Origin of the sequence: Streptomyces sp. SDT5-1, from assembly GCF_052245995.1 — a bacterium.
Lineage (GTDB): Bacteria > Actinomycetota > Actinomycetes > Streptomycetales > Streptomycetaceae > Streptomyces.
Genome location: NZ_CM125963.1, coordinates 6,992,536 through 7,016,963, shown reverse-complemented (window position 1 = coordinate 7,016,963; position 24,428 = coordinate 6,992,536). Strand labels below are relative to the sequence as shown.

The 24,428-nt window shown below is 66.2% G+C and carries 19 protein-coding genes and 1 pseudogene; 12 read left to right on the top strand and 8 right to left on the bottom strand.

The genetic code is table 11. The features are described from left to right. Nucleotides 1-16 precede the first annotated feature (16 nt). From ACTWJ8_RS32150 to ACTWJ8_RS32140, 3 genes are all read left to right on the top strand, one after another. Nucleotides 17-925 (top strand): alpha/beta hydrolase, encoded by a 909-nt coding sequence (locus tag ACTWJ8_RS32150; protein ID WP_443261093.1) that lies wholly within the window; start codon nt 17-19, stop codon nt 923-925. A 109-nt stretch (nt 926-1,034) separates the two neighbouring features. Next, nucleotides 1,035-1,226, top strand: coding sequence for a CsbD family protein (locus tag ACTWJ8_RS32145; RefSeq protein ID WP_356373753.1), 192 nt, complete (start codon nt 1,035-1,037; stop codon nt 1,224-1,226). A gap of 230 nt (nt 1,227-1,456) precedes the next feature. Further along, nucleotides 1,457-3,406, top strand: coding sequence for an APC family permease (locus ACTWJ8_RS32140; RefSeq protein WP_443261092.1), 1,950 nt, complete (start codon nt 1,457-1,459; stop codon nt 3,404-3,406). A gap of 561 nt (nt 3,407-3,967) precedes the next feature. On the opposite strand, the gene pntB is transcribed toward ACTWJ8_RS32140, so the two are convergent. Further along, complete coding sequence (gene pntB, locus ACTWJ8_RS32135) at nt 3,968-5,437, bottom strand: Re/Si-specific NAD(P)(+) transhydrogenase subunit beta (RefSeq protein ID WP_356373755.1); 1,470 nt, start codon at nt 5,435-5,437, stop codon at nt 3,968-3,970. A 1-nt stretch (nt 5,438) separates the two neighbouring features. Beyond that, complete coding sequence (locus tag ACTWJ8_RS32130) at nt 5,439-6,971, bottom strand: Re/Si-specific NAD(P)(+) transhydrogenase subunit alpha (RefSeq protein ID WP_443261091.1); 1,533 nt, start codon at nt 6,969-6,971, stop codon at nt 5,439-5,441. Nucleotides 6,972-8,175: 1,204 nt separating this feature from the next. Between ACTWJ8_RS32130 and ACTWJ8_RS32125 the strand changes: the two genes are divergently transcribed. After that, nucleotides 8,176-10,299: an ATP-dependent nuclease gene (locus ACTWJ8_RS32125; RefSeq protein ID WP_443261089.1), complete on the top strand. Its 2,124-nt coding sequence runs from the start codon at nt 8,176-8,178 to the stop codon at nt 10,297-10,299. Nucleotides 10,300-10,325: 26 nt separating this feature from the next. Beyond that, nucleotides 10,326-11,804, top strand: a complete 1,479-nt coding sequence (locus ACTWJ8_RS32120) for a UvrD-helicase domain-containing protein (protein WP_443261088.1) — start codon at nt 10,326-10,328, stop codon at nt 11,802-11,804. A 235-nt stretch (nt 11,805-12,039) separates the two neighbouring features. On the opposite strand, the gene ACTWJ8_RS32115 is transcribed toward ACTWJ8_RS32120, so the two are convergent. From ACTWJ8_RS32115 to ACTWJ8_RS32095, 5 genes and pseudogenes are all read right to left on the bottom strand, one after another. Next, nucleotides 12,040-13,239, bottom strand: coding sequence for a hypothetical protein (locus tag ACTWJ8_RS32115; protein WP_443261087.1), 1,200 nt, complete (start codon nt 13,237-13,239; stop codon nt 12,040-12,042). A gap of 180 nt (nt 13,240-13,419) precedes the next feature. Further along, nucleotides 13,420-14,259, bottom strand: coding sequence for an IS5 family transposase (locus tag ACTWJ8_RS32110; RefSeq protein WP_443261086.1), 840 nt, complete (start codon nt 14,257-14,259; stop codon nt 13,420-13,422). Between the two features lie 246 nt (nt 14,260-14,505). Then, nucleotides 14,506-14,616, bottom strand: a pseudogene (locus ACTWJ8_RS32105) (IS5/IS1182 family transposase); the annotation flags it as partial. 18 nt (nt 14,617-14,634) lie between these two features. Continuing rightward, entirely contained in the window at nt 14,635-15,234 is a 600-nt protein-coding gene (locus ACTWJ8_RS32100; RefSeq protein WP_443265058.1) for an IS5 family transposase, read from the bottom strand. 27 nt (nt 15,235-15,261) lie between these two features. Next, complete coding sequence (locus ACTWJ8_RS32095) at nt 15,262-15,852, bottom strand: HNH endonuclease (protein WP_443261085.1); 591 nt, start codon at nt 15,850-15,852, stop codon at nt 15,262-15,264. Nucleotides 15,853-16,825: 973 nt separating this feature from the next. Between ACTWJ8_RS32095 and ACTWJ8_RS32090 the strand changes: the two genes are divergently transcribed. Further along, entirely contained in the window at nt 16,826-17,275 is a 450-nt protein-coding gene (locus ACTWJ8_RS32090) for a hypothetical protein (protein WP_443261084.1), read from the top strand. An 87-nt stretch (nt 17,276-17,362) separates the two neighbouring features. On the opposite strand, the gene ACTWJ8_RS32085 is transcribed toward ACTWJ8_RS32090, so the two are convergent. After that, nucleotides 17,363-18,112: a DNA-methyltransferase gene (locus ACTWJ8_RS32085; RefSeq protein WP_443261083.1), complete on the bottom strand. Its 750-nt coding sequence runs from the start codon at nt 18,110-18,112 to the stop codon at nt 17,363-17,365. 625 nt (nt 18,113-18,737) lie between these two features. On the opposite strand from ACTWJ8_RS32085, the gene ACTWJ8_RS32080 reads away from it, so the two are divergent. The 6 genes from ACTWJ8_RS32080 to ACTWJ8_RS32055 all read left to right on the top strand — a co-directional run bounded on the left by ACTWJ8_RS32080 (nt 18,738) and on the right by ACTWJ8_RS32055 (nt 24,414). Further along, nucleotides 18,738-19,880 carry a C40 family peptidase gene (locus ACTWJ8_RS32080; RefSeq protein WP_443261082.1) on the top strand — a complete coding sequence of 381 codons (1,143 nt, stop codon included), beginning with the start codon at nt 18,738-18,740 and terminating at the stop codon, nt 19,878-19,880. An 81-nt stretch (nt 19,881-19,961) separates the two neighbouring features. Next, entirely contained in the window at nt 19,962-20,270 is a 309-nt protein-coding gene (locus ACTWJ8_RS32075) for a DUF6112 family protein (protein ID WP_443261081.1), read from the top strand. A 236-nt stretch (nt 20,271-20,506) separates the two neighbouring features. Then, nucleotides 20,507-20,956 carry a hypothetical protein gene (locus ACTWJ8_RS32070; RefSeq protein ID WP_443261080.1) on the top strand — a complete coding sequence of 150 codons (450 nt, stop codon included), beginning with the start codon at nt 20,507-20,509 and terminating at the stop codon, nt 20,954-20,956. 31 nt (nt 20,957-20,987) lie between these two features. Next, nucleotides 20,988-22,340 carry an SCO6881 family protein gene (locus ACTWJ8_RS32065; RefSeq protein ID WP_443261079.1) on the top strand — a complete coding sequence of 451 codons (1,353 nt, stop codon included), beginning with the start codon at nt 20,988-20,990 and terminating at the stop codon, nt 22,338-22,340. A gap of 103 nt (nt 22,341-22,443) precedes the next feature. Continuing rightward, nucleotides 22,444-23,913 carry an SCO6880 family protein gene (locus ACTWJ8_RS32060; RefSeq protein ID WP_443261077.1) on the top strand — a complete coding sequence of 490 codons (1,470 nt, stop codon included), beginning with the start codon at nt 22,444-22,446 and terminating at the stop codon, nt 23,911-23,913. Between the two features lie 45 nt (nt 23,914-23,958). Beyond that, entirely contained in the window at nt 23,959-24,414 is a 456-nt protein-coding gene (locus tag ACTWJ8_RS32055; protein ID WP_443261076.1) for a DUF6238 family protein, read from the top strand. Nucleotides 24,415-24,428 lie beyond the last annotated feature (14 nt).

Genomic DNA, 24,428 nt, shown 5'->3' with positions numbered 1-24,428 from the left:
CCCACCTGGAGACACCATGCCCACCGTCGAGGACATCGAGTTCACCGTTGACGGCATCACGTTGCGGGGGTTCCTGACCCGCCCCGACGACACCGAGGGGCCGCTGCCCGTCGTCATCCTCCAGAGCGGCCTCGGCGGCCCCGCCGAGTCGATGAGGTTCCAGGCCGAGGGCTTCGCCGCACGGGGCCTCGCCTGTCTCGCCTACGACCACCGGTGCACCGGCTACAGCGACGGCGAGCCCCGCCAGCAGTTCGACCCCTGGCAGCAGTGCCGCGACCTGCGGCACATCATCACGCAGCTGACCCTGCGCGACGACATCGACGGCGACCGCATCGGCCTGTGGGGCATCAGCATCGGCGGCGCCAACTCACTGTTCGTCGCCGCCACCGACACCCGCGTACAGGCCGTCTGCGCGGTCATCCCGCCGGTCAGCGGCTGGAGCGCCCGAACGCTCCAACCTGCCGACACACTCGCCGAGTTGGAGGCACTCATCCCCGTCGACCGGCTGGCGCGGGCCAAGGGCGAGCCGGCGCACACCATCCGGCTGCACGGCGAGCCCGCGCCCGGCGACCCCGTCATGTTCAGCGACGAGGAGGGCCTGGAGTTCGTCGAGAACATGATCCACAACCTGCCGAGCTTCAAGAACGCCATCACCATCTCGACCCTGGACCACCTCTTCGAGATGGAGGTCCGCGCCTACGCGGAACGCATCACCCGGCCCACTCTCATGATCCTCGCGAACGAGGACACCGTGGCGCCGGTCGAGGAGGCACGGGAGATGTTCGCGCGCATCCCCGACCCCAAGGAGCTCGTCGAATACCCGGGCCAGCACTACGAGATCCTCTCGAACCACTTCGCCGAGATCATCACCCGCTCGGCGAAGTGGATGTCCGGGACGCTCGGGCCCGCCCACGCCCGAGGGTAAGGGCCACTTCCCCCTCGGCAACTCTCGGTAACCGCTCCGGATGCGCCCTCCGCCTCGCGCTCATACGGTTACGGCAATCCCCCCAGCACAACCCACGCAAGGAGATGTCATGGGCGACAACAGCGCCATGGACAAGGCCAAGGGCAAGGCCAAGGAGATGACCGGCAAGGTCACCGGCAACGAGCGGATGAAGGCCGAGGGCAAGACCGACCAGGCCCGCGGCAAGGCCAAGGAAGGCGTCGACCGCGCCCGCGACAAGGCCGAAGGCATGCGCGATTCCCTGCGTGACAACGACCGCTAGACCGGTCACCCACGTGTGCCCTCCCGCCCTGCGGGAGGGCACACGCATGTGTCAGGACCGCGACGCCGCCCGCCCCTGCTCGGCCGGTGTGACGCACACGACGCCCCCGCGCGCCATCTTGACGGTTCCCTGACGCCTGTGGGGCTCCGGGCCTCCTTCGGGCTGCTTAGGCTTGCCCGGCCGTACCCCGACACGGCCCAGTGAACGTCTCTGAACTGCAAGGACCCTCCATGTCGACCACCCACCACCCTCGATCCGGCCGCCTGCGCGCGTGGATGCTGGAGGGCCTGTCGGACATGGGCAAGGGGCGGCCTTCCGTGCCGAAGCCCGACGCGGCGGAGCACCAGGGGCAGCCCTGGTACCGGGTCATGTGTCTGACGGGTGTCGACTACTTCTCCACGCTCGGCTACCAGCCCGGCATCGCGGCGCTCGCCGCCGGACTCCTCTCCCCCGTCGCGACGATCGTCCTGGTCGTCGTCACGCTCGCGGGCGCGCTTCCCGTCTACCGGCGCGTCGCCGAGGAGAGCCCGCACGGCGAGGGCTCGATCGCGATGCTGTCGCGGCTGCTGTCCTTCTGGAAGGGCAAGCTGTTCGTCCTCACGCTGCTCGGCTTCGCCGCCACCGACTTCCTGATCACCATCACGCTGTCGGCAGCGGACGCCTCCACGCACCTCGTCGAGAACCCGCATCTGGAATCGGCGCTGCACGACAAGCAGGTGCTGATCACGATGATCCTCATCGCGCTGCTCGGCGCGGTGTTCCTCAAGGGCTTCCTGGAGGCGATCGGTGTCGCCGCGGCCCTGGTCGGCGTCTACCTGGCGCTCAACGTCGTCGTGGTGATCACCGGCCTGTGGCACGTCGTGACCGCGGGCCATGTCGTGACCGACTGGACCGCGGCCCTCACCCAGGAGCACGGCAACGTCTTCGTCATGATCGGCGTCGCCCTGGTCGTGTTTCCCAAGCTCGCCCTGGGCCTGTCCGGCTTCGAGACCGGTGTGGCGGTGATGCCGCACGTGAAGGGCGGTCCGGAGGACACCGAGGCCGCGCCCGCGGGTCGCGTCCGTGACACCAAGAAGCTCCTCACCACGGCCGCGTTGATCATGAGCGTGTTCCTGATCTGTACGAGCTTCATCACGACGGTGCTGATCCCGCAGGACGAGTTCGAGGCGGGCGGCAAGGCGAACGGCCGCGCCCTCGCGTACCTGGCCCACGAGTACCTCGGCAACGCCTTCGGCACCGTCTACGACGCGTCGACCATCCTCATCCTGTGGTTCGCCGGTGCCTCCGCGATGGCCGGTCTGCTGAACCTGATGCCGCGCTATCTGCCCAAGTACGGCATGGCCCCGCACTGGGCCCGCGCCGTGCGCCCCATGGTCATCGTCTTCACCCTCGTCGCGTTCCTGGTCACCTGGCTGTTCGACGCGAACGTGGACGCCCAGGGCGGCGCCTACGCCACCGGTGTCCTGGTCCTGATCTGCTCCGCCGCCATCGCCGTGACCATCGCCGCGCGCAAGGCCGGCCAGCGGGGCTGGACCGTGGGCTTCGGTGTCATCGCCGCCGTCTTCCTCTACACCACCGTCGTCAACATCATCGAGCGCCCGGACGGTGTGAAGATCGGCGCCTGCTTCATCGCCGGCATCATCCTCATCTCCCTGCTCTCCCGCCTCGGCCGCGCCTTCGAACTCCGTGTCACGCACGTCGAGTTGGACGACATGGCGGAGCGCTTCATACGGGACGTCTGCAAGCGCACGCCGCGCTTCATCGCCAACGAGCCGGACAACCGCGACGCCGACGAGTACCGGGCGAAGAAGGACCAGATCCGCGCCGACAACGACATCTCCGGTACCGAGGACTTCATCTTCGTCGAGGTCACCATCACCGACCCGTCCGAGTTCGAGGCCGGCCTCACGGTGCGCGGAGAGGTCCTGCACGACCGCTTCCGGGTCCTCACCGTGGAGGCCTCCTCCGTGTCCAACGGCCTCGCCGCCCTCCTGCTGCACACCCGCGACCTCACCGGCGTCACCCCGCACATCTACTTCGAGTGGACCGAGGGCAACCCCCTCGCCAACTTCCTGCGCTTCTTCCTCTTCGGCCAGGGCGAGATCGCCCCGGTCACCCGCGAGGTCCTGCGCGAGGCCGAACCGGACCGCGAACGCCGCCCGCACGTCCACGTCGGCTGAGAACCTCCGCCTCCGGATTCTCAGCCCGGACCACACATTGCCTGCTCTCCCACCCCGTCTGCGCAGCGTACGTGGCATGGTTGGGCAACTGATGAGATGGACGCCCAGAGCGTCCGCGTTGGGGGGGGGATTTCATGCGCACTCGCACCGCCGCAGCCTCTGCCGTCCTAGTCCTGTGCACCGTGCTGGGATCGACGGCCTGCTCGGCTTCTTCCGACAGCAGCCCCTCACCCGGCGTCTCACCGTCCGCCGAGAAGAAGAGTCAGCCAGACGCGGATCGGTCGAAGCCCGGCGTTGACTCCTCGAGGTGCGCGACGTCGGCCGACAAGATGCCGGAGGGGTGCGAGGCCGACGTCGACGTTTCGGACATCGGCGAGGGCAAGCCCGCCACCAGCGAGCCGTCCCTGAACTGACGCGTTCCAGAAGCCATGGCGCGCTGGCCCCCTGGCTCGACGCGGGCCCGGTTCACGGCTGGGTGTGCGTGGACCGGGCCGGTTCGGGGCTTCTTGTCGTCCGGCGGGGCTCAAGGACTCGGCTGTGCCCTTGCGAACCGCCGCCTGGTCACACAGCCGCCTTCGCCGAAGCGCCGGCGCCCGCGTGTCGGCTCTGCGAACCCAACGCGCCCAGGATGTCCTCGACACGGTCCTTCGCGTCACCGAACAGCATCGAGGTGTTCTCCCGGAAGAACAGCGGGTTCTGAACTCCCGCGTATCCGGAGGCCATCGACCGCTTGAACACGACGACCTTGTTCGCGTTCCACACATTGAGCACGGGCATGCCGGCGATGGGGCTGCCCGGGTCCTCGGCCGCGGCCGGATTCACCGTGTCGTTGGCACCGATCACGAGGACGACGTCCGTCTCGGCGAAGTCGTCGTTGATCTCGTCCATCTCCAGGACGATGTCGTACGGCACCTTCACCTCGGCCAGCAGCACGTTCATGTGCCCCGGGAGCCGCCCCGCGACCGGGTGGATACCGAACCGCACGTCCACGCCCTTCGCCCGCAGCTTCGACGTCAGCTCGGCGACCGGGAACTGCGCCTGCGCCACGGCCATGCCGTACCCGGGCGTGATGATCACCGACCTCGCCGACTCGAGGAGTTCGGCGACACCGGCGGAGGTGATCTCCGTGTGCTCGCCGTAGTCCACGTCCGAGCCCGACGGGGCCTCGATGCCGAATCCACCCGCGATCACGGACAGGAACGACCGGTTCATGGCCTTGCACATGATGTACGAGAGGTACGCACCCGACGAACCGACCAGCGCACCGGTCACGATCAGCAGGTCGTTCTCCAGGAGGAAACCGGAGGCCGCCGCGGCCCACCCCGAATAGCTGTTGAGCATCGACACCACGACCGGCATGTCACCGCCGCCGATCGATGCCACCAGATGCCAGCCGAGCGCCAGCGCCACCACGGTGACCGCGATCAGCAGCCACAGGGCGGGCGCGATCGTGAACCACACCGTCAGCGCGGCGAACAGCACGAGCGCGCCGACATTGAGGACGTTCTTGCCGGGCAGCATCAACGGCTTCGCGTCGATCTTCGCGGCGAGCTTCAGATTGGCCACGATCGAGCCGGTGAACGTCACCGCGCCGATGAACACCCCGATGAACACCTCGGCGTGGTGGATGCCGAGCGTGCCGAGCGCGTCCAGGGAGGCGGCCTCGGCGCCGCCCGGGTGGTTCTCGACGCCCAGGAATCCGTTCCAGCCGACGAGGACCGCGGCGAGACCGACGAACGAGTGCAGCAGCGCGATGAGTTCGGGCATCCCGGTCATCTCGACCTGGCGCGCCCGCTGCAGGCCGATCGCGGCGCCGATCAGCATCGCGACGGCGAGGAGGCCGATGCCTGCGGCGCTGAGGTCGCCGGCCGTCGCGAGCACGAGCGTCGCGACCAGCGCGACCCCCATGCCCAGCATGCCGAACGCATTGCCGAGGCGCGCCGACTCATGCTTCGAAAGGCCCGCGAGCGCCAGGATGAACAGCAGTGCGGCGACGAGGTAGGCCGCCTGTGCGGCAATGGTCGCAGTCATCTCAACTCCTGCTGAACATGGCCAGCATGCGACGCGTCACCGCGAAGCCGCCGACGACATTGATGGTGGCCAGAAGGATCGCGACGAACGACAGCGCCATGACGGCGGTGCTGCTCGTATGCCCGATCTGCAGCATCGCGCCGACCACGATGATTCCGGAGATGGCGTTCGTCACCGACATCAGCGGCGTGTGCAGCGCGTGGTGGACATGGCCGATCACGTAGTAACCGATCACGATCGCGAGGACGAAGACGGTGACGTGCGGCAGCAGCGCAGGCGGCGCGAACGCGGCCGCGAGGAACAACGCGAGGGCCCCGACGGCAACCCCGCCGAACCGCTGCCTCGCCGTCATGGGCGCCTGTTCCGGCTGCTTCTCCTGGGCGGGCTGCGCCGAGGCCGCGGGAGCCGGGGCCGCCGAGACCTGCACCGGCGGAGCCGGCCACGCCAACTCGCCCTCGCGTACGACGGTGATGGAGCGCTGGACCGGGTCGTCCCAGTCGAGGACCAGCTGCGCGTCCTGTTGCGGGGTCATCAGCTTGAGCAGGTTGACAAGGTTGGTGCCGTACAACTGCGAGGCCTGCGCGGGCAGTCGGCCCGCCAGGTCGGTGTAGCCGATGATCGTCACACTGTTCTCCGTGACGACCTTCTCGCCCTTCACGGTGCCCTCGACGTTGCCACCGTTGGCTGCCGCCATGTCGACGATCACCGACCCCGGCCGCATCTCCGCCACCATCTCGGCAGTGATCAACTTCGGCGCGGGACGACCGGGGATCAGCGCGGTGGTGATGACGATGTCGACCTCGCGGCACTGCGCGGCGTACAGCTCGACCTCGCGCGCCTTGTAGTCGTCGCCCATCTCCTTCGCGTAACCGGTCGCCGAGACCTCGGCCTCCCGCGACGCGATCGACAGGTACTCACCGCCCAACGAGCTTACTTGTTCGGCCACTTCGGGACGCGGGTCGGTGGCCCGGACGATCGCGCCGAGCGAACCCGCCGCGCCGATCGCCGCGAGGCCGGCCACACCCGCACCCGCGACCAGGACCTTCGCCGGCGGCACCTTGCCCGCCGCGGTCACCTGCCCGGTGAAGAACCGCCCGAACTCGTGCGCCGCCTCCACCACCGCCCGATATCCGGCGATGTTCGCCATCGACGACAGCACGTCCATCGACTGCGCCCGGCTGATCCGCGGCACCGCGTCCATCGACAACGCCGTGAACGGTCGCCGCCCCAGCTCTTCGACCATCTCCGCGTCGAAGGCCGGCGAGAACAGCGCGATCACCGTCGCCTCCGCACGCACCCCGTCCAACTGAGCAGTGCTCGGCGCGTTCACTCCGAGCACCACATCCGCCCCGACCGCGTCGCCGATGCTCGCGCCCGCAGCCTCGTACGCACTGTCGGCGAAGCTCGACGCAAGGCCCGCGCCCGCGTCGACGACGACCTCGTACCCCAGCTTGCGGATCTGCTCGACCGTGGCGGGCGTGGCCGCGACCCGGCTCTCACCCGCCCGCGCCTCCTTGAGGACTCCGACGATCACAAGGGCGCTCCGTTCACCGTTCTTGCCGTCATTGGCCTGCCTCCAACTCGACTGGAAATACGCATGGACGAGCGCCTGAACTTGTACATGGAAGGATCGCGCGCCCGCCGCCATCGAGGCCAAGCGCCCACCGACACACCGGAACGGCCCATGCACCGCCGCCCGGAGCAGATCGTGCCCCTCGGCCGGAGTGCAATGTCGGACCTGGCACTCAGTGCCTCACAGTATGCACACCCAGTGCCGCTAATCCAGCCCCCTGCCATTGAATCCCCTCCGCACGCCTCCAGCGGCCGAGCAGAAATGCAGGCCCCTCAAGCACCTCAGCAGTGAGCGCGCCCCCGACTGCACGAACGAGAACTGGCACCCCGATGGCGGCACTCAGTGCCACCACTGGGAGCGGGCCGCCATCGATCTGCGGCCCGCCCGGCTCTCCGACCGCGGCGGTGCGGTCCGGGTGACATCAATGTGTCGACTCCGTCAAACCACTCGTGAACAGGCACTTTCCGTGGTTAGCGTCAGGATCATGACAGACACGATCAAGACCGCGGCGCCACCCGCCCACCCCGTCAGACAGCTCCTCGCCGCCTCCGTCGGCAATGCCGTCGAGTGGTACGACTGGTTCTCCTATACGTGCGCACGGCCAGTCTACGAGTACTCACCTGACCTGCAAAGACACAGGTCACGATGGGCACAGGCACGGGGGAGCAATGTGCACGTGTAGCAAGGTGTCGCCGACTCTGGTCGCACCGACGCTGACCAATTGCTGACTTGCCTGACGGGTAGTCACCTAGCCTTCAACACGGCATCGAGCTGCCACTCAGCCACATCTATCGCCTCACATGCCTCACCCAGAGACGGAGCGCCGTGACGCCCAGAAGCCGCCGATCGTCGCGCCCGACAGCCCCTCTCGCCGGGGCGCGCAGGAAAGCCGCATGAGGTCAGCAGCGTATGGACCCCTTGCAAGGTGCGGCGCTGGAGAAACCGACGGCCAGTCACGGACTTCACCTCGACGGCGCCCGCCATTGCATCAGCCAGCCGCACCATCGACCCTTGGTCGAATCATGACTCCAGCCGCACGAACCAGGCCTGACCCTGCTGCGATGGCGATCGAATCCTCGTACCGCCTCGATCTCTGAGTAGGCCTCCCCTAGGTCCGAAAGGTGAGCAATGATGTTCTATCGAACATTTAAGCTTCTAGGGAGTCGTGGTGTACCTGAGTCGTGTATCGGTCAGCGGTCTACGAGCGAGTGCTGAGGGCCAGTTAGCATGCGACCTACCGGGCCGCTTCAGCGTGTTGATCGGCGCCAACGGCGCAGGTAAGACCACTCTCACCGACGCGCTATACCTGGCGCACCCCAGTCGTTTCCCGTTTCTGCCACGGCATGCCTCATCTGCGCTCGGGCCTGACGACGTCTCGCCTTCGATCGACATCGCATACTCAATGAGCCCGCCCGGAGAGGACGAGAGCGCTCTGGGGCTACTGCATCCCTATCAGCGCCACGCGCAGCCCGACACGGTATCGAAGCAGTGGAGCGTGTCGCTGAAGCGGCGAATGGGAGTAATCAAACCGAAGGTGGAGGCCTTCGGAGGTTCAGCTGACGACCTGGAGCCGTTCAAGCTCATCTACCTGCCGGCTGCACGACATCCCTTGGACGAACTCGCCCGCCGCGAGGTCCGCATCCTGATCGAACTACTCCGTGCCCAACAACAGCGGTCTAATGGGAGCCGCAGTCTCGTGCCCCTGCGCGTGCGCGCCTCCCACCTTCTGGAAGCGCTGGCCAAGGACAGCGTCATCGAGGCCGTCGAACAGCGCATCCGCGGGCATCTCGCAGAATTGTCGGCTGGTGTGAACCCTCAGTTCCCGTACGTCCGTGGCCAGGTGATAGATGATGCGTACCTCGCTCGCGTACTTGAGTTGATGCTCGCGGTCATGGAAGGGCGTTCGACTGCGCGCCCTCTGGAGGTGTCTGGCCTCGGGTACGTCAATCTGCTTCACATCGCGGTGACCTTGGCTGCCATCCCAGATTCGTCCCGTATTCCAGTCGTTGCCGAGCCTGACGCGGAGGCCGAGGACGCTGAGTCGGACGAGGAAGCGGCTCAGCATGCCCGCGATCGCCTCCTGCAAGCCGGCGCCGAGGCCGAGTCGAACGACGACTCCTTCTTCCCCAGTACACCGTTCCACGCCACGGTCGTGATCGAAGAGCCCGAAGCCCATCTTCACCCGCAGCTTCAGCACGCGCTCACGCGCTATCTACGGCGAACCGTCAAGGAACGTCCAGAGCTGCAGGTCATCCTTTCCAGCCACGCACCTGACGTCATCACCTCATGCGACCCGGAGCAGCTGGTTGTGGTGCGCCAGGCTCCTGAAGGCAGGGTGTGCCGCACCATCGCCCATATCCCAATGCCTGATCGTGCGCGCACTCTGCGCATGGCCCGGCTCCATCTGGATACGAACCGGTCCGCCGCACTGTTCGCCGAACGCCTGGTGCTCGTCGAAGGGGTAACCGAAGCAGCAATCCTCCGAGAGTTCGGACGTGCGTGGGCCGGTCGGGATACCCTCCGGCAGTCCTTCATCGAAGCGTTGAGCATCGTGCCTGTCGGCACCAAGGTCGGTTCCTGGACCGTGCGCCTACTCGCAACACGCGGCCAGGAGTTGTGCACCAAGTTGGCCATACTTCGAGACAGCGACAAACCTCTGGACGGCCTACCTGAGAGACCTAAGTGGCTGACGGATCACGATCCGTCGGTGGTCGACGCGTTCATCAGCCATCCCACGCTCGAGCCCTCCATCACCGAGGGCAACGAGGGCCTGCTCGCCCAGGCTCTCGATGAGATCCACGTCGGCCTCGACATCATCACCAAGGAAAGCATCTACCAGGCGTTCATGAGCCGACGGGTGGGAACGGGCGGCTGGCCTACCCCGGCCGGACCGGCCGCCAAGAAGAAGGGTGAGTTCGCACTCGCCCTCGCCGGCATCTTGATGGAGGCCAACGACATGGGCAAACCCATCGTCGTACCTCCTCACCTGCAGGACTTGTTCGCTTTCCTGTACCCAGAGGCTCAGGCCGTCCCGGAACCACCCGACTGGTACCCCGAAGACGAGGCTGACGACCCGTTCTCCTTGACGTCTATCACATTCGAGCCCGAAGATCTCTGGCCGGACTGGGGACCCGATCTCGTTGAGCCCTCGAACATGCCGGAACCGGCGGAGTTCAACGATCCAGAGATGGGACGCACGTTGGCAGATCAGCTATGGAACGACCTCTCTACAGCCCGGCGGTCAAACTCCGTCTCCCCTGACCGTGCCCACAGTGACCTTCCGTACTAGCCCACCAGACGAACGGTCCCTACACCATGGCATCTCCTGAGCCCGGCACGGGCAGCCTGACGACCGAGCAGCTCATTGCCATCGGCGCCACTTCCAACTGCCTGTACATCGAGGCAGCCCCCGGTTCAGGAAAGACCACCGTCTCGGCGCATCGGTATGGAATTCAGCGTTTCGAACCGGTCGCTGGCCCACGTGCAGTCGTCGCCGTCAGCTTCACAAGGTCAGCCACGGCTGAACTGCGGAGCCGTGTCCTTACCCGATGGGGCGATTCAGCCCTTCATTGGCCTCACCGGATCGTCACGCTGGACACCATCATGTGCGACCTCCTTACCCACCTTCTGCACGAACAGATCGTTCATTGGCCAGGTGGGCACCACAACCTGCTCGTCCACGACTCATGGCGCGCGCGGCTTCCCCACAGCGACTCTCGCCGCCAACCGATAATCCAAATGCACGGCAACGAGGTGCGTGCGACAACGGTCCGTGCCGCGCCGCGCGAACATGCCGTCGACCCAGCCGCTTTCACGGCAGCCGTCGAGGCGGGCGAGTGCACTCATGACGACGTCCGCACGGTACTGGAAACCGGAATGGCAGACGAAATGGTTCGAAGTGCCCTGGTCCGCCACCTGGCCGCAACCACGCGCGCGCTGATCGTGGACGAAGTCTTTGACGCCAACCTGCTCGACTTGAGCGTGGTCAAACTCGCGATCGAGGCCGGCCTGGATGTCACGCTGGTCGGCGACCCTTGGCAGGCCCTGTATGGATTCCGTGGCGCAAGGCCGGACGCAGTACCAAGCTTCCTAGCAGCCGAAGGCTTTGAGCAGCGCTACCTCCATCATTCATTCCGCTGGGCCTCCCCCGAGCAGAAGTCCCTCAGCACCGAACTCAGGGCGGGTAAAGGCGTGTTGATCCCAACGGGAGAACTGAACAACGTACATGTGGTCCTCGCCCGGGAGTGGCGGTCCCTCTGGGCGGCCTCCACACACGTGCTCCCGCTCGCCTTCAGGTCAGCAACTGGCAGACCGCCAGAAGCTGCCGCGACACTGCTCCTCAACGAGATGACGAACCAGACGTTCGGCTTGAACACCGTCTACCTCGGTGACGCATACACGACATTAGGCATCGCGAGCCGTGAATCCGTCGCTCGTCTGCAGCCACGGCTTCAGACAGTCCTGCAGATACTTACGAGCGACGATTCTCTCGAATTTGCCCTAACTGAACTCCACTCTGCGATTGCCGCGGAGTCGGATATACGCATGCCTCGCAGGCATCGCGTACACTTTGAGCGACTCGACAGCCTGCGAACCCGCCTACAGAATCCGGTGAGGCACATTCTCGGACTCACGTGCCACCAGGCCAAGGGGCGCGAATGGGAACACGTTGGCGTCCGACTCGAGGATTCTGATATCCAATCACTCGCTCGAGGACTTACTCCCACGGACGAGGATCACCGCATGCTCTATGTGGCCCTTACTCGCGCCAGGCGACGAACAGTTTCCGTGTGACGCACAACCCTTCCCAGCTTGTGCTGGCGTGAATATGCATTGAAAAGACGTCGCGATCACTGGACGCAACCCCGTCAGCCGATTCGATGGCGTCCAGCGCGCGTGGCACGCCAGCAGAGAACTGAATTCGACTGACGCCCGTCACTACTAGCTTTCTGCGAGCAGCAGAGCTGTCCGCCTGGAGCCCTGGGCACCCCGCAGAAGGCCCGCCCTAGCGACGTTTAGCCACGGCCACTCACCCGTCTCCGATGCGCTCGATGTCCTCATTTTTCTGCGAGATGCGGGACCGACTCTCCCCTTCAGGCACCAGCACCGTAGTGCTCCAGCCATGACGCCGACGCTCGTAGGCCACCAAGCTGTGCTCGGCCATGATCACTTGGAAAGTCCACGTCGCAGACTCGAATAGATCCAGCACGTGCCGTTGCGCTGCATAGTGCAGGGTAACGAATGGTTCATCCAGCACAAGGATAGTTGGCTCCACTCGGGCTTGGAGCTCCGCGAAGACAGCCAGGGCATAGAACCAGACTGCAACGCTCCCTATTTTCTCCTGATCGAATGCGTCTGCCCTATAGGACACCCTCACATCATCCCCACAAAAGGCGACGCAATCTATCACACCTGGGAGCATACTGGGCATATTTGAAATTACGGTTCGCGCTACCCAAAGATCAACTCCGAGGAATTCAGCAATCCCAGAAACCGAGGAGGCCTTCCACCTGAAAAATCGCCCATTATAGGCCTCCGGCCCCAACGAAAGTACTCGATAAGGCCGAGGGGGCAGCGCCACCCGACGATCATCGACCCGATATTCCAGCCACCTGCCCCGGACTTCAACCAGCGCCTTCCGGAGCTCTGGATCGAACCAAGTGATGACACATGAAAGATTCGCAGGGTTGTCCATCAGCAAATGCGGATAGCTCAGCGCTCGAAGAATATGCAGCAGCTTCGATTTACCCGAATTATTCATCCCGAATAGGAGGTTCAACTTCGAGAACCTCACTACACCGGGCATCAAGATGTAGTGACTTAAGACCTCTAAAGTTTGAACCCATCCGAACGGTTGAGATTGCCCGCCTTGCTCCATACGAATGCGATGTTCATGAAGGTCCTTCCAGCTCCGGAGCAGCGATCCGGAGAATCCGTTACCTGCATTCGAATCCACCAAACGACCGCAGGCCGCACACAGCCAAATTCCATTTGAGATGTCGGATCGCTCTGCGTCCGACAGGCCGCCAACCCCTCGGGGCCCGCGTTCCGCAGCAGCAAAGATGTGAGCAGCTGTGCCCGTGTCGGTGACATCTTCTGCCGTGGCCCCCGGGCCGATGGTGAGCGCCCCGCACCTGGGGTTCGAGCAGCGGAACGCAGCACGCTGGGCGAGCAGACGTCGGGTCCTAGCACTGAAATCAGCCTCTCCACGACCGTTGGCGCTTCCCATCGTTGACACTGAACCCCCTCATCTACAGCTCTCTGTCGCAAGACAGCTGTACGAACTGTCACCGACAGAGGGCTCGTTGCACGGTCACTGATCTCTGCGGCACACCGGCCCGGTGAAGAATCAGGGCAGGAGTGTCATCTAACTGAGTGTTTGGTTCGCTGATTGGTGTTTGATCCCTGGTCAGGTTCCGCGCCAGTTCATCGTGGCTTCGTTGGTGAGTCTGCGGGCCATGAGGTCGATCATCGCGAGGTGGATCATGGCTTCGGAGCGGTGCGGGTGCCGCTCGTAGTCACGGGCGAGACGGCGGTGGTGCATGAGCCAGCCGATGCTCCGTTCGATGGTCCACCGTCTCGGAATGACCTTGAACCCTTTGGTGCCGGGGTCGCGTTGGACGGGGTGGACGTCGATGCCGAGGCGGGCGCCGTGGTTGATGGCTGTGGTGCGGTAGCCGGCGTCCACCCAGGCCTTTCTGACGCTGGGGTGGGCGGCGGCGATCCGGGACAGGAGGGTCACACCTGCCGCTGTATCGGAGACGCTCGCGGCGGTGACCAGCACGGTCAGCAGCAGGCCGATCGTGTCGCAGCCCAGGTGGCGTTTGCGGCCGATGATCCGTTTCCCGGCGTCGGTGCCCTGGTCGGCCAGGTGCACGTTGGCGGAGGTCTTGACGGTCTGGGAGTCCAGCACGCAGGCGGACGGTTCGCCGTCGCGTCCTTCCGCCTCGCGGACCAGGCGCCGCAGCAGCCCGGTGAGCTGCTCGAAGACGCCGTCCTGCTGCCATTTGGCGAAGTAGCCGTACACCGTGGGCCACGGGGCGAAGTCGTGGGGCAGGTAACACCAGGGGACGCCGGTGCGGTCCACGTACAGGATCGCGTTCATGACCTGCCGCAGGTCGTGCTCGGGCGGTCGGCCGATGTCCAGAGCGTCACGACGACGCCGGGCCCGCCATGCGGAGAGGACGGGTGCGATCAACTCCCAGCGTTCCTCGGACAGATCGCTGGGATAGCCGTCGCGCGGAGCCATGTTTCCGATGTACCGCGCGACGAGCGGACCGGCCAGGGGGTAAAGGCCGAGGATCCGGGCCGAGTTGGGAGGAGACAGGAGGTGCTGGAACGAAACATGCCTCTGCTGCCACATCGCAAACCGTCTACCCGCTAGCCCCTCCAGCCTCAATCGACGGGGACCACCAAATCGCGATGTATCGCTGTGAAACAGTGCCAAACACTCAGTAAGTGGGTGTCTGAAAAACCCCGCTCAGGGCAGGGTTCCTCAGGCGCGGTGGAGTAGGAGCATGATCGTGGCCAGGTAGATCGCGTTCTCCTGGCTGGTTGCCAGGTACTCGTAGTCCTTGGAGAGTCTCCGGTATCGGCCCAGCCAGGCGAAACCCCGCTCGGCTACTCAGCGGCGAGGAACCACGGCAATCATTGGCACCGCGAGCGGTGGAGCATCGGCCTTGGCCCAGGGGCTGCGGAAGCCGCCGTCCTTGCGCTGCACGATCTCGATGGTGATCCCGGTTTCGTCCTGGACCCAGGCTAGGAAGTCCCGGCCGCGGTAACCCTGATCTGCCCAGATGTGCCGCAGCCGCGGGAACTTCCCGGCACACCGGGCGAGCAGCACCGAAGCGCCGTCCCGATCACTGACGTTCGCCGGGCTGACGCAGACCGCCAGGACCAGGCCGAGGGTGTCGACCAGGAGGTGGCGCTTGATCCCCAGGACCTTCTTGCCGCCGTCGTATCCATGCCAGCCACCCCGCTCGGTGGCTTTGACGCTCTGGCTGTCCATCACCCCGGCGCTCGGAGTTGCTTCACGCCCTTGACCAGTACGCTCCCGAGCCCGCAACACGGTAAGGATCTCTTCCCAGCGGCCCTCGATCCGCCACTGCCGCCAGTAGTGATAGACCGTCTGATACGGCGGGAAGTCATGGCGATATCGGAATCCTGTCCGGACGGGGTCAGGAACACAAGGGAAAGATTCTCGAGAATGCCGACGGAGTGTGATCTTCGGGCCTTGCCGCGATCTCGCTTATCACGCAGAGTCGTCAAGTAACTTGTCCGCCTTTCGTAAGTTGCACACGAGATGCGCAAGCTGCACGTTGGCTCGAGTGTGATCCCCCTGCCGGGCCAGAGGGATGACATGATCGAGGCTGGCACTCTTGGGGTCGGGCCACTTCGCCCCCGGAGAGACGGTCTCACCGCACAGCTGGCAAACCCACCCGTCGCGCTCGAAGATCGATTGATGAGAGAAACTCTCGACTACGACTTGCAACAAGCGGGCGCGACGGCGTTGGGAGCTATTGCGTCCATGTTCGTTCACACGGTCGCGGTTGGCTTTGGTCCAACGCCGGATGTTGAAGCGCTGGAAGCAGGTCCGCCCCGGGCAGAATCGGGCCCGGATGGATGAGGACTCAGGGATCCGGGTGTCGCACTCCATGCAACGGCGATTCTTGATCAACTCGTGATAGTCGGCACGCGACAATCGATACCGCGAAGCACTGCGGACCTCGTCCCGACACACGTCCGAGCAGAAGATCGCGTTGATGGGCTTGTCGTCCGTGATCGCCCCGCCGCACCACACGCAATCTTCCAGGGGAACGATCACCTGCTTCCGCTTCAGCACCGGGTGATACCCGACGGCGCAGTCAGAACCGCAGAACCTTGCCCCGTTCTGCCGCGTCTCCGGGATCGGGCCGTCGCACCGCTCGCATCTCCGCCCGCGGCGCCGCTGCTGACGTTCGTGCTTCAGCCTCGCTAACACCTTCGGTCGGGCCCTGAGACTGCTGACCCGGACCTTGCACGCCCGGGAGCAATAGATCCGGTCTGACCGGCTTGGGGTGAAAACCTCGTTGCACCCCTGCGCCTGGCACGTAATCGGTTGGCGTTGCGCCGCTCGATCATCCCGCTGTTTCTTCCAGTAGCACGCACTGGCGCAGAACCGAGCGTCCGCCCGTTTCCCCGCTGGCAATGGCTCACCGCAGCCCTCGCACGCACGCACGAACCCTCCCCAGGGCCTGTGAACGCCCCCACTATGTCTGGGACTTGGCCTCTGGAGGCTAAGGGCAGGCACTGACAATGACCTCAGCCAACGAAAGCAATGCACTCAGGCCGGCCCCCAGCCCCGCGCGTCACTGGCTTCGAAGCCCGCGACCGCTCTCGGGATCAGCAACTTGATCCTGTCCCGTTGACCGCCCCAGGACTCGTCCATCGTCCTGGTGGACGAGCCGCCCTATGAGGCCGCACGGAAGAGCTACAGCAACGGCCCCAACTAGCCATCACGGACATCTAGTCTATGAATCGTCGCAGTTCAGAGCCGGTGCACAAGTTTCTGTGCTCGGTAAAGTGGAGTACAAACGAACTCGTGACGAGGCCGTCGTCGTTCAGGGGCTCTCGTACTTGTGCTGGCTCCGGGACCATCACCACGAGTTCGAGACCTTGGTCAGGGACAAGCTCGGCGAAGGAGTCGCCCAAGGCATCGACTGGAGCGCCCCACGGGTCGTGTGCATCGCCGGCGCGTTCACGTACCACGAGACGGTGGCGGTGGCGGTGATCTCGCACCGGATTGACCTTGTATGTACCGGGTTTTCGGCGACTCGGTGGCTCTGCAGCTCGCCACAGCGGCCGGCGGCAGTCGGACCATTGCTCGGGGCAAGATGTCGACGCCAACGCGCACAGGATCGTCAACTGCCAAGTCGGTCCAACATTACCTCGCCACGTCGCCATCAGAGTTGCGCGAGCTGTACGCAGATCTCGACGCGTTGCTGCTCTCACACCGCGGCGTGGTACGCGAGGCCCAGCTCCACTATTTCTCCTACCGGCGCATCAAGAACGTCGCCACCGTGCGCATTCAGCCGCGTAACAAGGTGCTCGTGGTGAATCTGCGTCTCAACCCGGATGTTGTGGAATTGCGTGAGGGCTTCACCCGGGATCTTCGCGGACTCGGCAACCTTGGGCTGCAAGGTGACGCCGTCGATGTACGTATCGCCGCCCGCGCCGACCTCGACCGTGCCGCACGGATGACCCGGCGCAGCATCGAGGGCGAGTAACTCTCCAACACGACAGTGTAGTTACTCCATTGACTGAACGGAGTAACTGCCCTGTCTCGTACCGTGCACGCGTCCCTGTTCTTGGTGTCATTTCTCAGGCCCGGCAAGCTCAAAGTCATCCTGCGTGGGTACGCCTCGAAGGCGCTGTTCCGCAATGGCCGCGTAGTGGTCGGACAGTTCCACTCCGACGAACTTCCGGCCCTCGAGCAAGGCAGCAACACCGGTCGTGCCCGATCCGGTAAACGGGTCGAGGACCGTGCCGCCGGGCGGGCAGATCTTCACGAGTTCCTGCATGACCTCGACGGGCTTCTGGGTGATGTGAACGCGCTCCTTGCGGGGCTGGCTCGCGGTGTACAGGCCGGGCAGGTACACCGGGTTGCGGTGCGCGTCGACCGGGCCCTTGGTGCCCCAGACGATGTACTCGCAGGACTGCTTGAGTCGCCCCTTCTGTGGGCGGGCGACGGGCTTGTGCCAGCTGGCGATGCCGCGCCACGTCCAGCCCGCGGCCTGCAAGGCGTCTGTGGTGGTGGGCAGTTGTCGCCAGTCGGTGAAGACGAGCGCGCTGCCGGACTCGATGGTTGCCCGGTATGACTCGGTGAGCAGGAGGGTGAGCCAGTAGCCGTAGGAGCGCTGGTCTCGGTTCTCGCCGGGGAAATTGGCGAGGTCGTGTTCGGCGTCCCCGGAGGTGTACTTGGCGCGGGCGCTGCGGCCGGTGCGTTCACCGCTGGTGCGTCCGCCGCTGTTGTAGGGCGGGTCGGTGATGACTGCGTCGACGCTGTTGTCGGGGATGCCGGCCAGTGCGGTCAGTGCGTCGCCTCGATGCAGGTTGTAAGACATTGCGTGTTTCTCTCATTTCGCGGAAGCGGCGGGCACGCAAATCGGATTGCGTGCGCTGATGCGGCGGGTTCCAGCAGGTAGGGGGCACGCCAGCTGCACAGTGAGCGGAAGATTAGTTGGGGTTCACGGCCGTACCTAATGCCGTTCTCGCCGCTCCCGAACCAGCGTTTCCCCCTTTTCAAGGGGGCGTTTGGCGCGACCGCCCTTCGTCTCTACAGTCTCGCCATGTTCATCGGGCGGACGGGACGCTGCTCCGGGCCAGTTGAACTGTGCGGTTGCCTGACGATTCGTCCAGGGGCTCACATCTTCGGAACTCGACGATCGATCCGACATCCCGGCGGGAGTTGCCTTCTATGTGGCTTGTGAGATTAGGAGGGCGGCTGGCTGCCGCTCCTCATTGAAGGGCGTTCAGGAGCGGGGATCTATTCACTCCCCGCTCCTGATCAGCCTCGCCCTGGCTTCCGGAGCAACACAGTTTTGATCGGCTCGGCACGGGTGGCCTTATCGACGAGAACGCCTGTGTCACGCCGTCTATGAGTAAGGAGCTGCTGATGCAGCACGCCCGGGTGAGCCCGTCTTCCGCGGTGCCTCTCGTGCTCAAGCACTCGATATCCGGGGGCAGGACGTGAAGGCCACCCCGGTAATCATCGGGGCCGTGGCTCTCGGTCCGCTCCTCCTTATCGGTCCTGCGGCCATCGCCATGGCCGGTTCCCATGCCTCCGAATCCACCGCCTGTTCCTCCAATGGGGCGCGAGATGTGGATGCCACAGCGATCAGCAAGCAGGTGAAATCGGCTCTCGCGCGCGGAGGGAAACACTCGGCCCTCGTCCCCGGTCTCGAGGATCCGGCCGAGCAGATACCGAACGCGAAAGCGATCTTGGGCGCCGGCGTCGCGCTCAAGGTTCCCTCTCGCGGCCAGGCCGTCGCCCTGGCAACCGCCTTGCAGGAGTCGGGGCTTCGCAATCTCGCGTACGGGGACCGCGATTCGCTCGGTCTGTTCCAGCAGCGGCCCAGCAAGGGCTGGGGGTCCGCCGAGCAGGTCCGGGATCCGGCGCACGCTGCGACGAAGTTCTACGAGTCGCTGCTCAAGGTTCCCGGGTGGCAGTCAATGACCATCGCCCAGGCCGCACAGGCGGTCCAGCAGAGCGGCTTCCCCGGCGCGTATGCGAAGTGGGAACCGCTGGCGACGGCGCTACAGAAGGCTCTCGCAGCGCCCCAGTCCGCCACAGCAGGCTCCGGCACACATGCCGGAACGGGCCCCGAGGATCAGTCAGTCGACTCGGACGCCGACGCGTGTGGAATCGGCGCGGACGGGGGGCAGTTCGGCGCGATCCCGACCGGCTCCGTACCGAAGGGCTACAAGGTCCCTGCCAATGCGCCCAAGTCGGTGCGCACAGCGATCCGTTGGGGTCTGGGCCAGCTCGGCACGCCGTACCAGTGGGGTGGCGAGTGCAGTAATGCGCATGGACGTGACCCGATGGGGCGCTGTGATTGCTCGTCCTTGATGCAAGCGTCGTACAAGGCCGGTGGTGTGTCGCTCTCCCGGACCACGTACACGCAGGTCAAGGAGGGCAAGGAGGTCACCGTCGACGCGCTGAAGCCCGGCGATCTGCTGTTCACCCATGGCACGGCCGAAGTCCCTGAGCACGTTGGGATGTTCGTCGGTCACGGCCTCATCCTGCAGGCGCCGCACACCGGGGACGTCGTAAAGATCTCGCCCCTGGCCGACTGGCGACCGGATGTCCTCGCCGCCCGCCGGGTCGTCTGACCGGCTCCTCCCTCCCCCGCACCTCTCCGCTCCACCCACGTTCCGGGGCCTCGTACGCCCACAATCCGACCTGGAGTTCCAGTGAAGCTCATCCAGCACGCCCAGATCCTGGCCTACGACCCTGGCGTAACGCCGCGCGAGGGCGGTCTTCCCGGGCTCAACGTCCTCAAGCAGGTCGTGGGCAGTATCAATCTGTTCGGGATCATAGCCGTGGTCGGCGCGCTCGCGATCTCCGCGATCGTCTGGGCCTGGGGCCACCACAGCGGCGGTCATCAGGCCGAGGCCAACGGCAAGAAGGGCACAGTGGTAGCGGCCGGGTGTGCGCTGCTGCTCGGCGCCGCCAACGGCATCGTGGCGTTCTTCTCGGCGATGGGAACGCAGGTCCACTGATGTCGAAGAAGCGTCTCGCCTCAGGCGAGGAACGGCTGTATCGGGGCCCGTCCTCCGTGGTTCGACGGTCGGCGATCGGTGCGGGTGTTCTGGTCGTTCTGCTGGCGGTTGCAGGGCTGTTCGCGTATCTCACGAGCCCCGACGGGCCCGCCGTCACGAAGGCCTCCCCGCATGCGTCGCCCTCTGCCACGCCCACTTCCCCGGCCACCGAATCGCACGCCACTGCGGCGGTGGTCGTGCCTCCCAAGACCAGCGATCCGGTGGCCTACGCCAAGGCCGCCGCCAAGTCCCTGTGGACGTACGACACCCGCTCCTTCTCCCGAGCTGAACACCTGGCCGCACTCCAGCGCCGGATGACGGACGACAAGAAGTACGCCGACTGGTCCTCGGTGAAGGACCAGGTGCCCAGCGCGGTGTTGTGGTCGCGGCTGCACGACAACCGGCAGCGTGCCAGTGCCACCATCGACGAAGGCCACTTCCCGCAGTCCTTCAAGACCGCACTCGACCAGGATCCCGGCGCGATCACCGAGGCGTACGTCTACGCCGTCACGGTCACCGGCAAGCAGACCTTGACCTGGAAGGGCTCCGGTGGCGGTGTCGAGTCCCGCTCCACCACCCTCGCCGTTCAGTGCCGTCCGCACCAGGACTGCGCCCTGGCCGCTGTCCTGCCGAACGTCGCGCCGTGAGCGCCCTCAACTCCCGTAAGGAGGTGCCCTGATGGCGGCCTGCGACCTTCCCCTGATGAACACGGTGTGCGACGCGGTGGGCGGTGTGGCCGGCGCGACCGGCGAGGCCGTCACCGACGGGATCGGTGCCTGGATCGCGAAGTCGATGGGCGAGATGGCCCAGGCCGCTGCGAATCTGGCGACCAAGGCCGTCGACCAGACCACCGCCATCGACCTGAACGCCGCCTGGTTCCGGCACAACTACGAGCTGATCCTGCCCATCGGTTTGATCCTGACCGTCGGCACGTTCTGCATGCAGCTCACCCGGGCCGCCTGGCGCCGCGACGAGCGGGCCCTGGCTCAGGCGGTATCCGGCACGGTCATCGGCGTGCTGTTCGCGTTCGCCGCGATCGCCTGCAGCACCATCGCGCTCACCGTCGTCGATGCCCTGAGCACCGGGCTGTTCGAGGCGGCCGGCACCTCCATCGAGGAGGCCATGCGCCGCGTGGTTCGGGTGAACGAGCTGGGGGCGATGTACGGGCTCGGCTGGGGCACGCCGGCCTTCGTCGCGCTCGGCTGCACCGTCGGCGCGTTCCTGTACTGGGCGGTGATGGTCGCCCGCAAGGTCGGCATCCTCGTCCTGGTCACCCTCGCCGTGTTCGCCGGGGCGGGTGGTGGCTGGGAGGTAGCGCGCCGGTGGCGGCGCGGCTGGATCGAGGCCACCAGCACTCTGATCGTCTCCAAGCTGTTGATGACGATCGTGTTCCTCATTGGTGTCTCCGCGATGGGCAAGTCGCAGGCCAGCGACGGGCTCGGCGCGCTGTCGGATGCGCTGGCGGGGATGGTCGTTCTCGTGCTGGTGCTGCTGTGTCCGTACGCCACGTACAAGTTCGTGCACTGGGCGGCCGACGGTGGCGGCCACGACGATCTGCACCGCACCGGTGTCGCGGGCATGGCCGTGGCGGCCGGGGCGGCGAAGACCGCCGGGCAGCTCGCCATGCAGGCGGGCACCGGTGGGAGGGCTCCGCAGGGGCCGGCCACCGTGCCGGGCCAGGGCTCGGGCGGGGGGAGCTCAGGCATCAATCCGGCCGGTGACGCGGGTGACGATGCGCCGAAGCAGACCCACTTCCGCTTCGGCGAAGACCCCAACGCCTCCGGTGACAAGGGCCGGGCGCTCATCCGGCGGCCTGCCACCACCGGTGACCGCGGTCAGCCGCTGATCCGCCGCCCGGGCGCGGAGGCTTCCGAATCCGCGCCCACTCCGCCGGGTGCGTCCGTCGCGCCACCGCAGATCACGCACGTGGATCCGCCGGCGCCGCACCGCAGCAGCGGGCCACCTCCACAAGGCGATGCCACGCCGCGGCAGTGGAACTACCCCTCGCCGCCGAACGGATCGGGCTCCTAGCCCGGCGCTGACGGGGCGGCCGACGCCCGCCTGGGTCCGGCCGCCCCATTCGCCCCCTCTCTCCTTCGTCCGCTTCTGTTCGCCCTCCAAGGACGGCTTCACCATGCGCTCTGACGCTCCCCATCCCGACAGCCCCCATACCGTGAAGTTCCCGCACCGCTCCCGGCGAGGCGTGCTGCTCCGCCTCTCCGCAGCGCAACTGATCGTGGTCGCGGCCACCGGGCTGCTCCTGCTTGCGGTGCTGCTTTACTCCGGCGTGACCGGGGCTCTGACGCTCACCCCGCTGTGGGCGCTCGTGCTGGCCGGCGTCTTCATCCGCCATCGAGGCCGGGCACTCGCCGACTGGGCACCGATCGCGATGCGTTACACGCTGCGCCGCTTCCGTGGCCAGCTCCTCTGGCTTTCTCGGCCCTCGACCCGGCCCCAGCGCGAAGGACTCCTGCATCTGCCGGGTACGGCCGCCTCGTTGCGGGTGGTCACCGCCCCAGGCGGATACTTGGGCGCGATCCACGATCCGCACCAGGGCACCCTCACCGCCGTAGTCAAGGTCTCCTCGCGAGCCTTCGCTCTCCTCGACCCCACCAGCCAGTCCGGCAACGTCTCGGGCTGGGGCCGCACCCTGGCCGCACTCGCCCGCACCGGGCACATCGCCCGCGTCCAGGTCCTGGAGCGCACCGTCCCCGACTCCGGCGACGCCCTCAACCGGTACTGGAACGAGCACGGCGACGCCGAGACCCCGCTGGCCGGGCCGATCTACTCCGACCTGCTGGCCGCCGCGGGCCCGGCCGCAGCTCCGCACGAGGCGTACGTCGCGCTCGCCCTCGACCTCAAGGCGGCCCGACGGCTGATCAACCAGGCCGGTGGCGGACTGACCGGCGCCTTCGCCGTCCTGTCCCAGCTCACCGTCACCTTCGACCAGTCGGCCCGCAACAGCGGCCTCATGCCGTCCGGTTGGCTGCCCGCTACAGAGATCGCCGCCGTGATCCGCACCGCGTACGACCCCCAGTCCTCGGCCGCCCTGGACCGCTGGTCCTCCTCCGGCCGTCCACAGGCCGACCCGGCCGCCGCCGGGCCCGTGGTCCTGGTCGAGAAGCCGGATCGCATCCAGACCGACTCCGCCCACCACGCCACGTTCTGGATCGAGAACTGGCCGCGCATCGAGACCAGTTCCGGCTTTCTGCACCAGATCCTGTTCACCACCGGGGTCCGCCGCAGCCTCTCCCTCACTTACGGCCCCGAGAGCCTGGATGCCGCACTCAAGGACGTGCAGCGCAAGAAGGCGACCGTCATCGCCGATGCGGCCGAACGCGCCCGCAAGGGACAGGTCGACTCCGAGGAGGACTCGGTCGAGTACGCCGACATCAAGCAACGCGAACGCCAGCTCATCGCCGGGCACGCCGACATCGCCCTGACCGGTCTGCTCACCGTCAGCGCGGACAGCGACGAACAGCTCAACGCCGCCTGCGCCGCCATCGAGACCGCAGCCGTCGCCGCGCTCGTCGACCTGCGCCCGCTCACCTGGCAACAGGCCGAAGCCTTCACTCACGCCGCTCTGCCGCTCGCCCGCTCGTAGCGCACCGCGCACCACCTTCTCCGCGCTCAATCGAAGGGCCCCCTCATGCCGACCGAGCCCCTGCCCGACCTGGCTCCCGACTTCGTCCCGTTCGCCACCGCCGCGCTCGACTTCCACCGGGCCATCAATATGCCCGTCGCCCCGATCGCCGCCGGACGCGCCGAACTGGATGCCCTGCACGCCCACGTGATCGCCCTGTACGACCTGCTCGACGCCCACGCCCAACGCACCACCCCCGTCGCCGCAGCAGAGGGCGATCACCTCAGGGCATGCCGAATCCGGCTGTGGCAGGCAGCCGACCACCTCCACACCGCCTTTCATGCCGCGCCGCACCCGAAGACCGGCAGTCTCCCCACCCGCGAGGTCTGCCGGGCCCGGCTGCCCGAAGGTGCCCCCGAGCTGACCGTCTGCAAGCGCCACTTGAATACCTCAGCCCGCGTTCGCCGTGATCACACCCCAACCGATCTACGCGACCCCTTCACCGGCCTGACCCGCCACTGACCACCGGAGCACCA

Bases quoted from the DNA above. Each gene is read 5' to 3' on its own strand.
- ACTWJ8_RS32150 (WP_443261093.1), top strand. From the start codon at position 17: ATGCCCACCGTCGAGGACATCGAGTTCACCGTTGACGGCATCACGTTG.
- ACTWJ8_RS32145 (WP_356373753.1), top strand. From the start codon at position 1,035: ATGGGCGACAACAGCGCCATGGACAAGGCCAAGGGCAAGGCCAAGGAG.
- ACTWJ8_RS32140 (WP_443261092.1), top strand. From the start codon at position 1,457: ATGTCGACCACCCACCACCCTCGATCCGGCCGCCTGCGCGCGTGGATG.
- pntB (WP_356373755.1), bottom strand. From the start codon at position 5,437: ATGACTGCGACCATTGCCGCACAGGCGGCCTACCTCGTCGCCGCACTG.
- ACTWJ8_RS32120 (WP_443261088.1), top strand. From the start codon at position 10,326: ATGGCATCTCCTGAGCCCGGCACGGGCAGCCTGACGACCGAGCAGCTC.
- ACTWJ8_RS32115 (WP_443261087.1), bottom strand. From the start codon at position 13,239: ATGGGAAGCGCCAACGGTCGTGGAGAGGCTGATTTCAGTGCTAGGACC.
- ACTWJ8_RS32110 (WP_443261086.1), bottom strand. From the start codon at position 14,259: ATGGCTCCGCGCGACGGCTATCCCAGCGATCTGTCCGAGGAACGCTGG.
- ACTWJ8_RS32085 (WP_443261083.1), bottom strand. From the start codon at position 18,112: ATGTCTTACAACCTGCATCGAGGCGACGCACTGACCGCACTGGCCGGC.
- ACTWJ8_RS32065 (WP_443261079.1), top strand. From the start codon at position 20,988: ATGGCGGCCTGCGACCTTCCCCTGATGAACACGGTGTGCGACGCGGTG.
- ACTWJ8_RS32060 (WP_443261077.1), top strand. From the start codon at position 22,444: ATGCGCTCTGACGCTCCCCATCCCGACAGCCCCCATACCGTGAAGTTC.
- ACTWJ8_RS32055 (WP_443261076.1), top strand. From the start codon at position 23,959: ATGCCGACCGAGCCCCTGCCCGACCTGGCTCCCGACTTCGTCCCGTTC.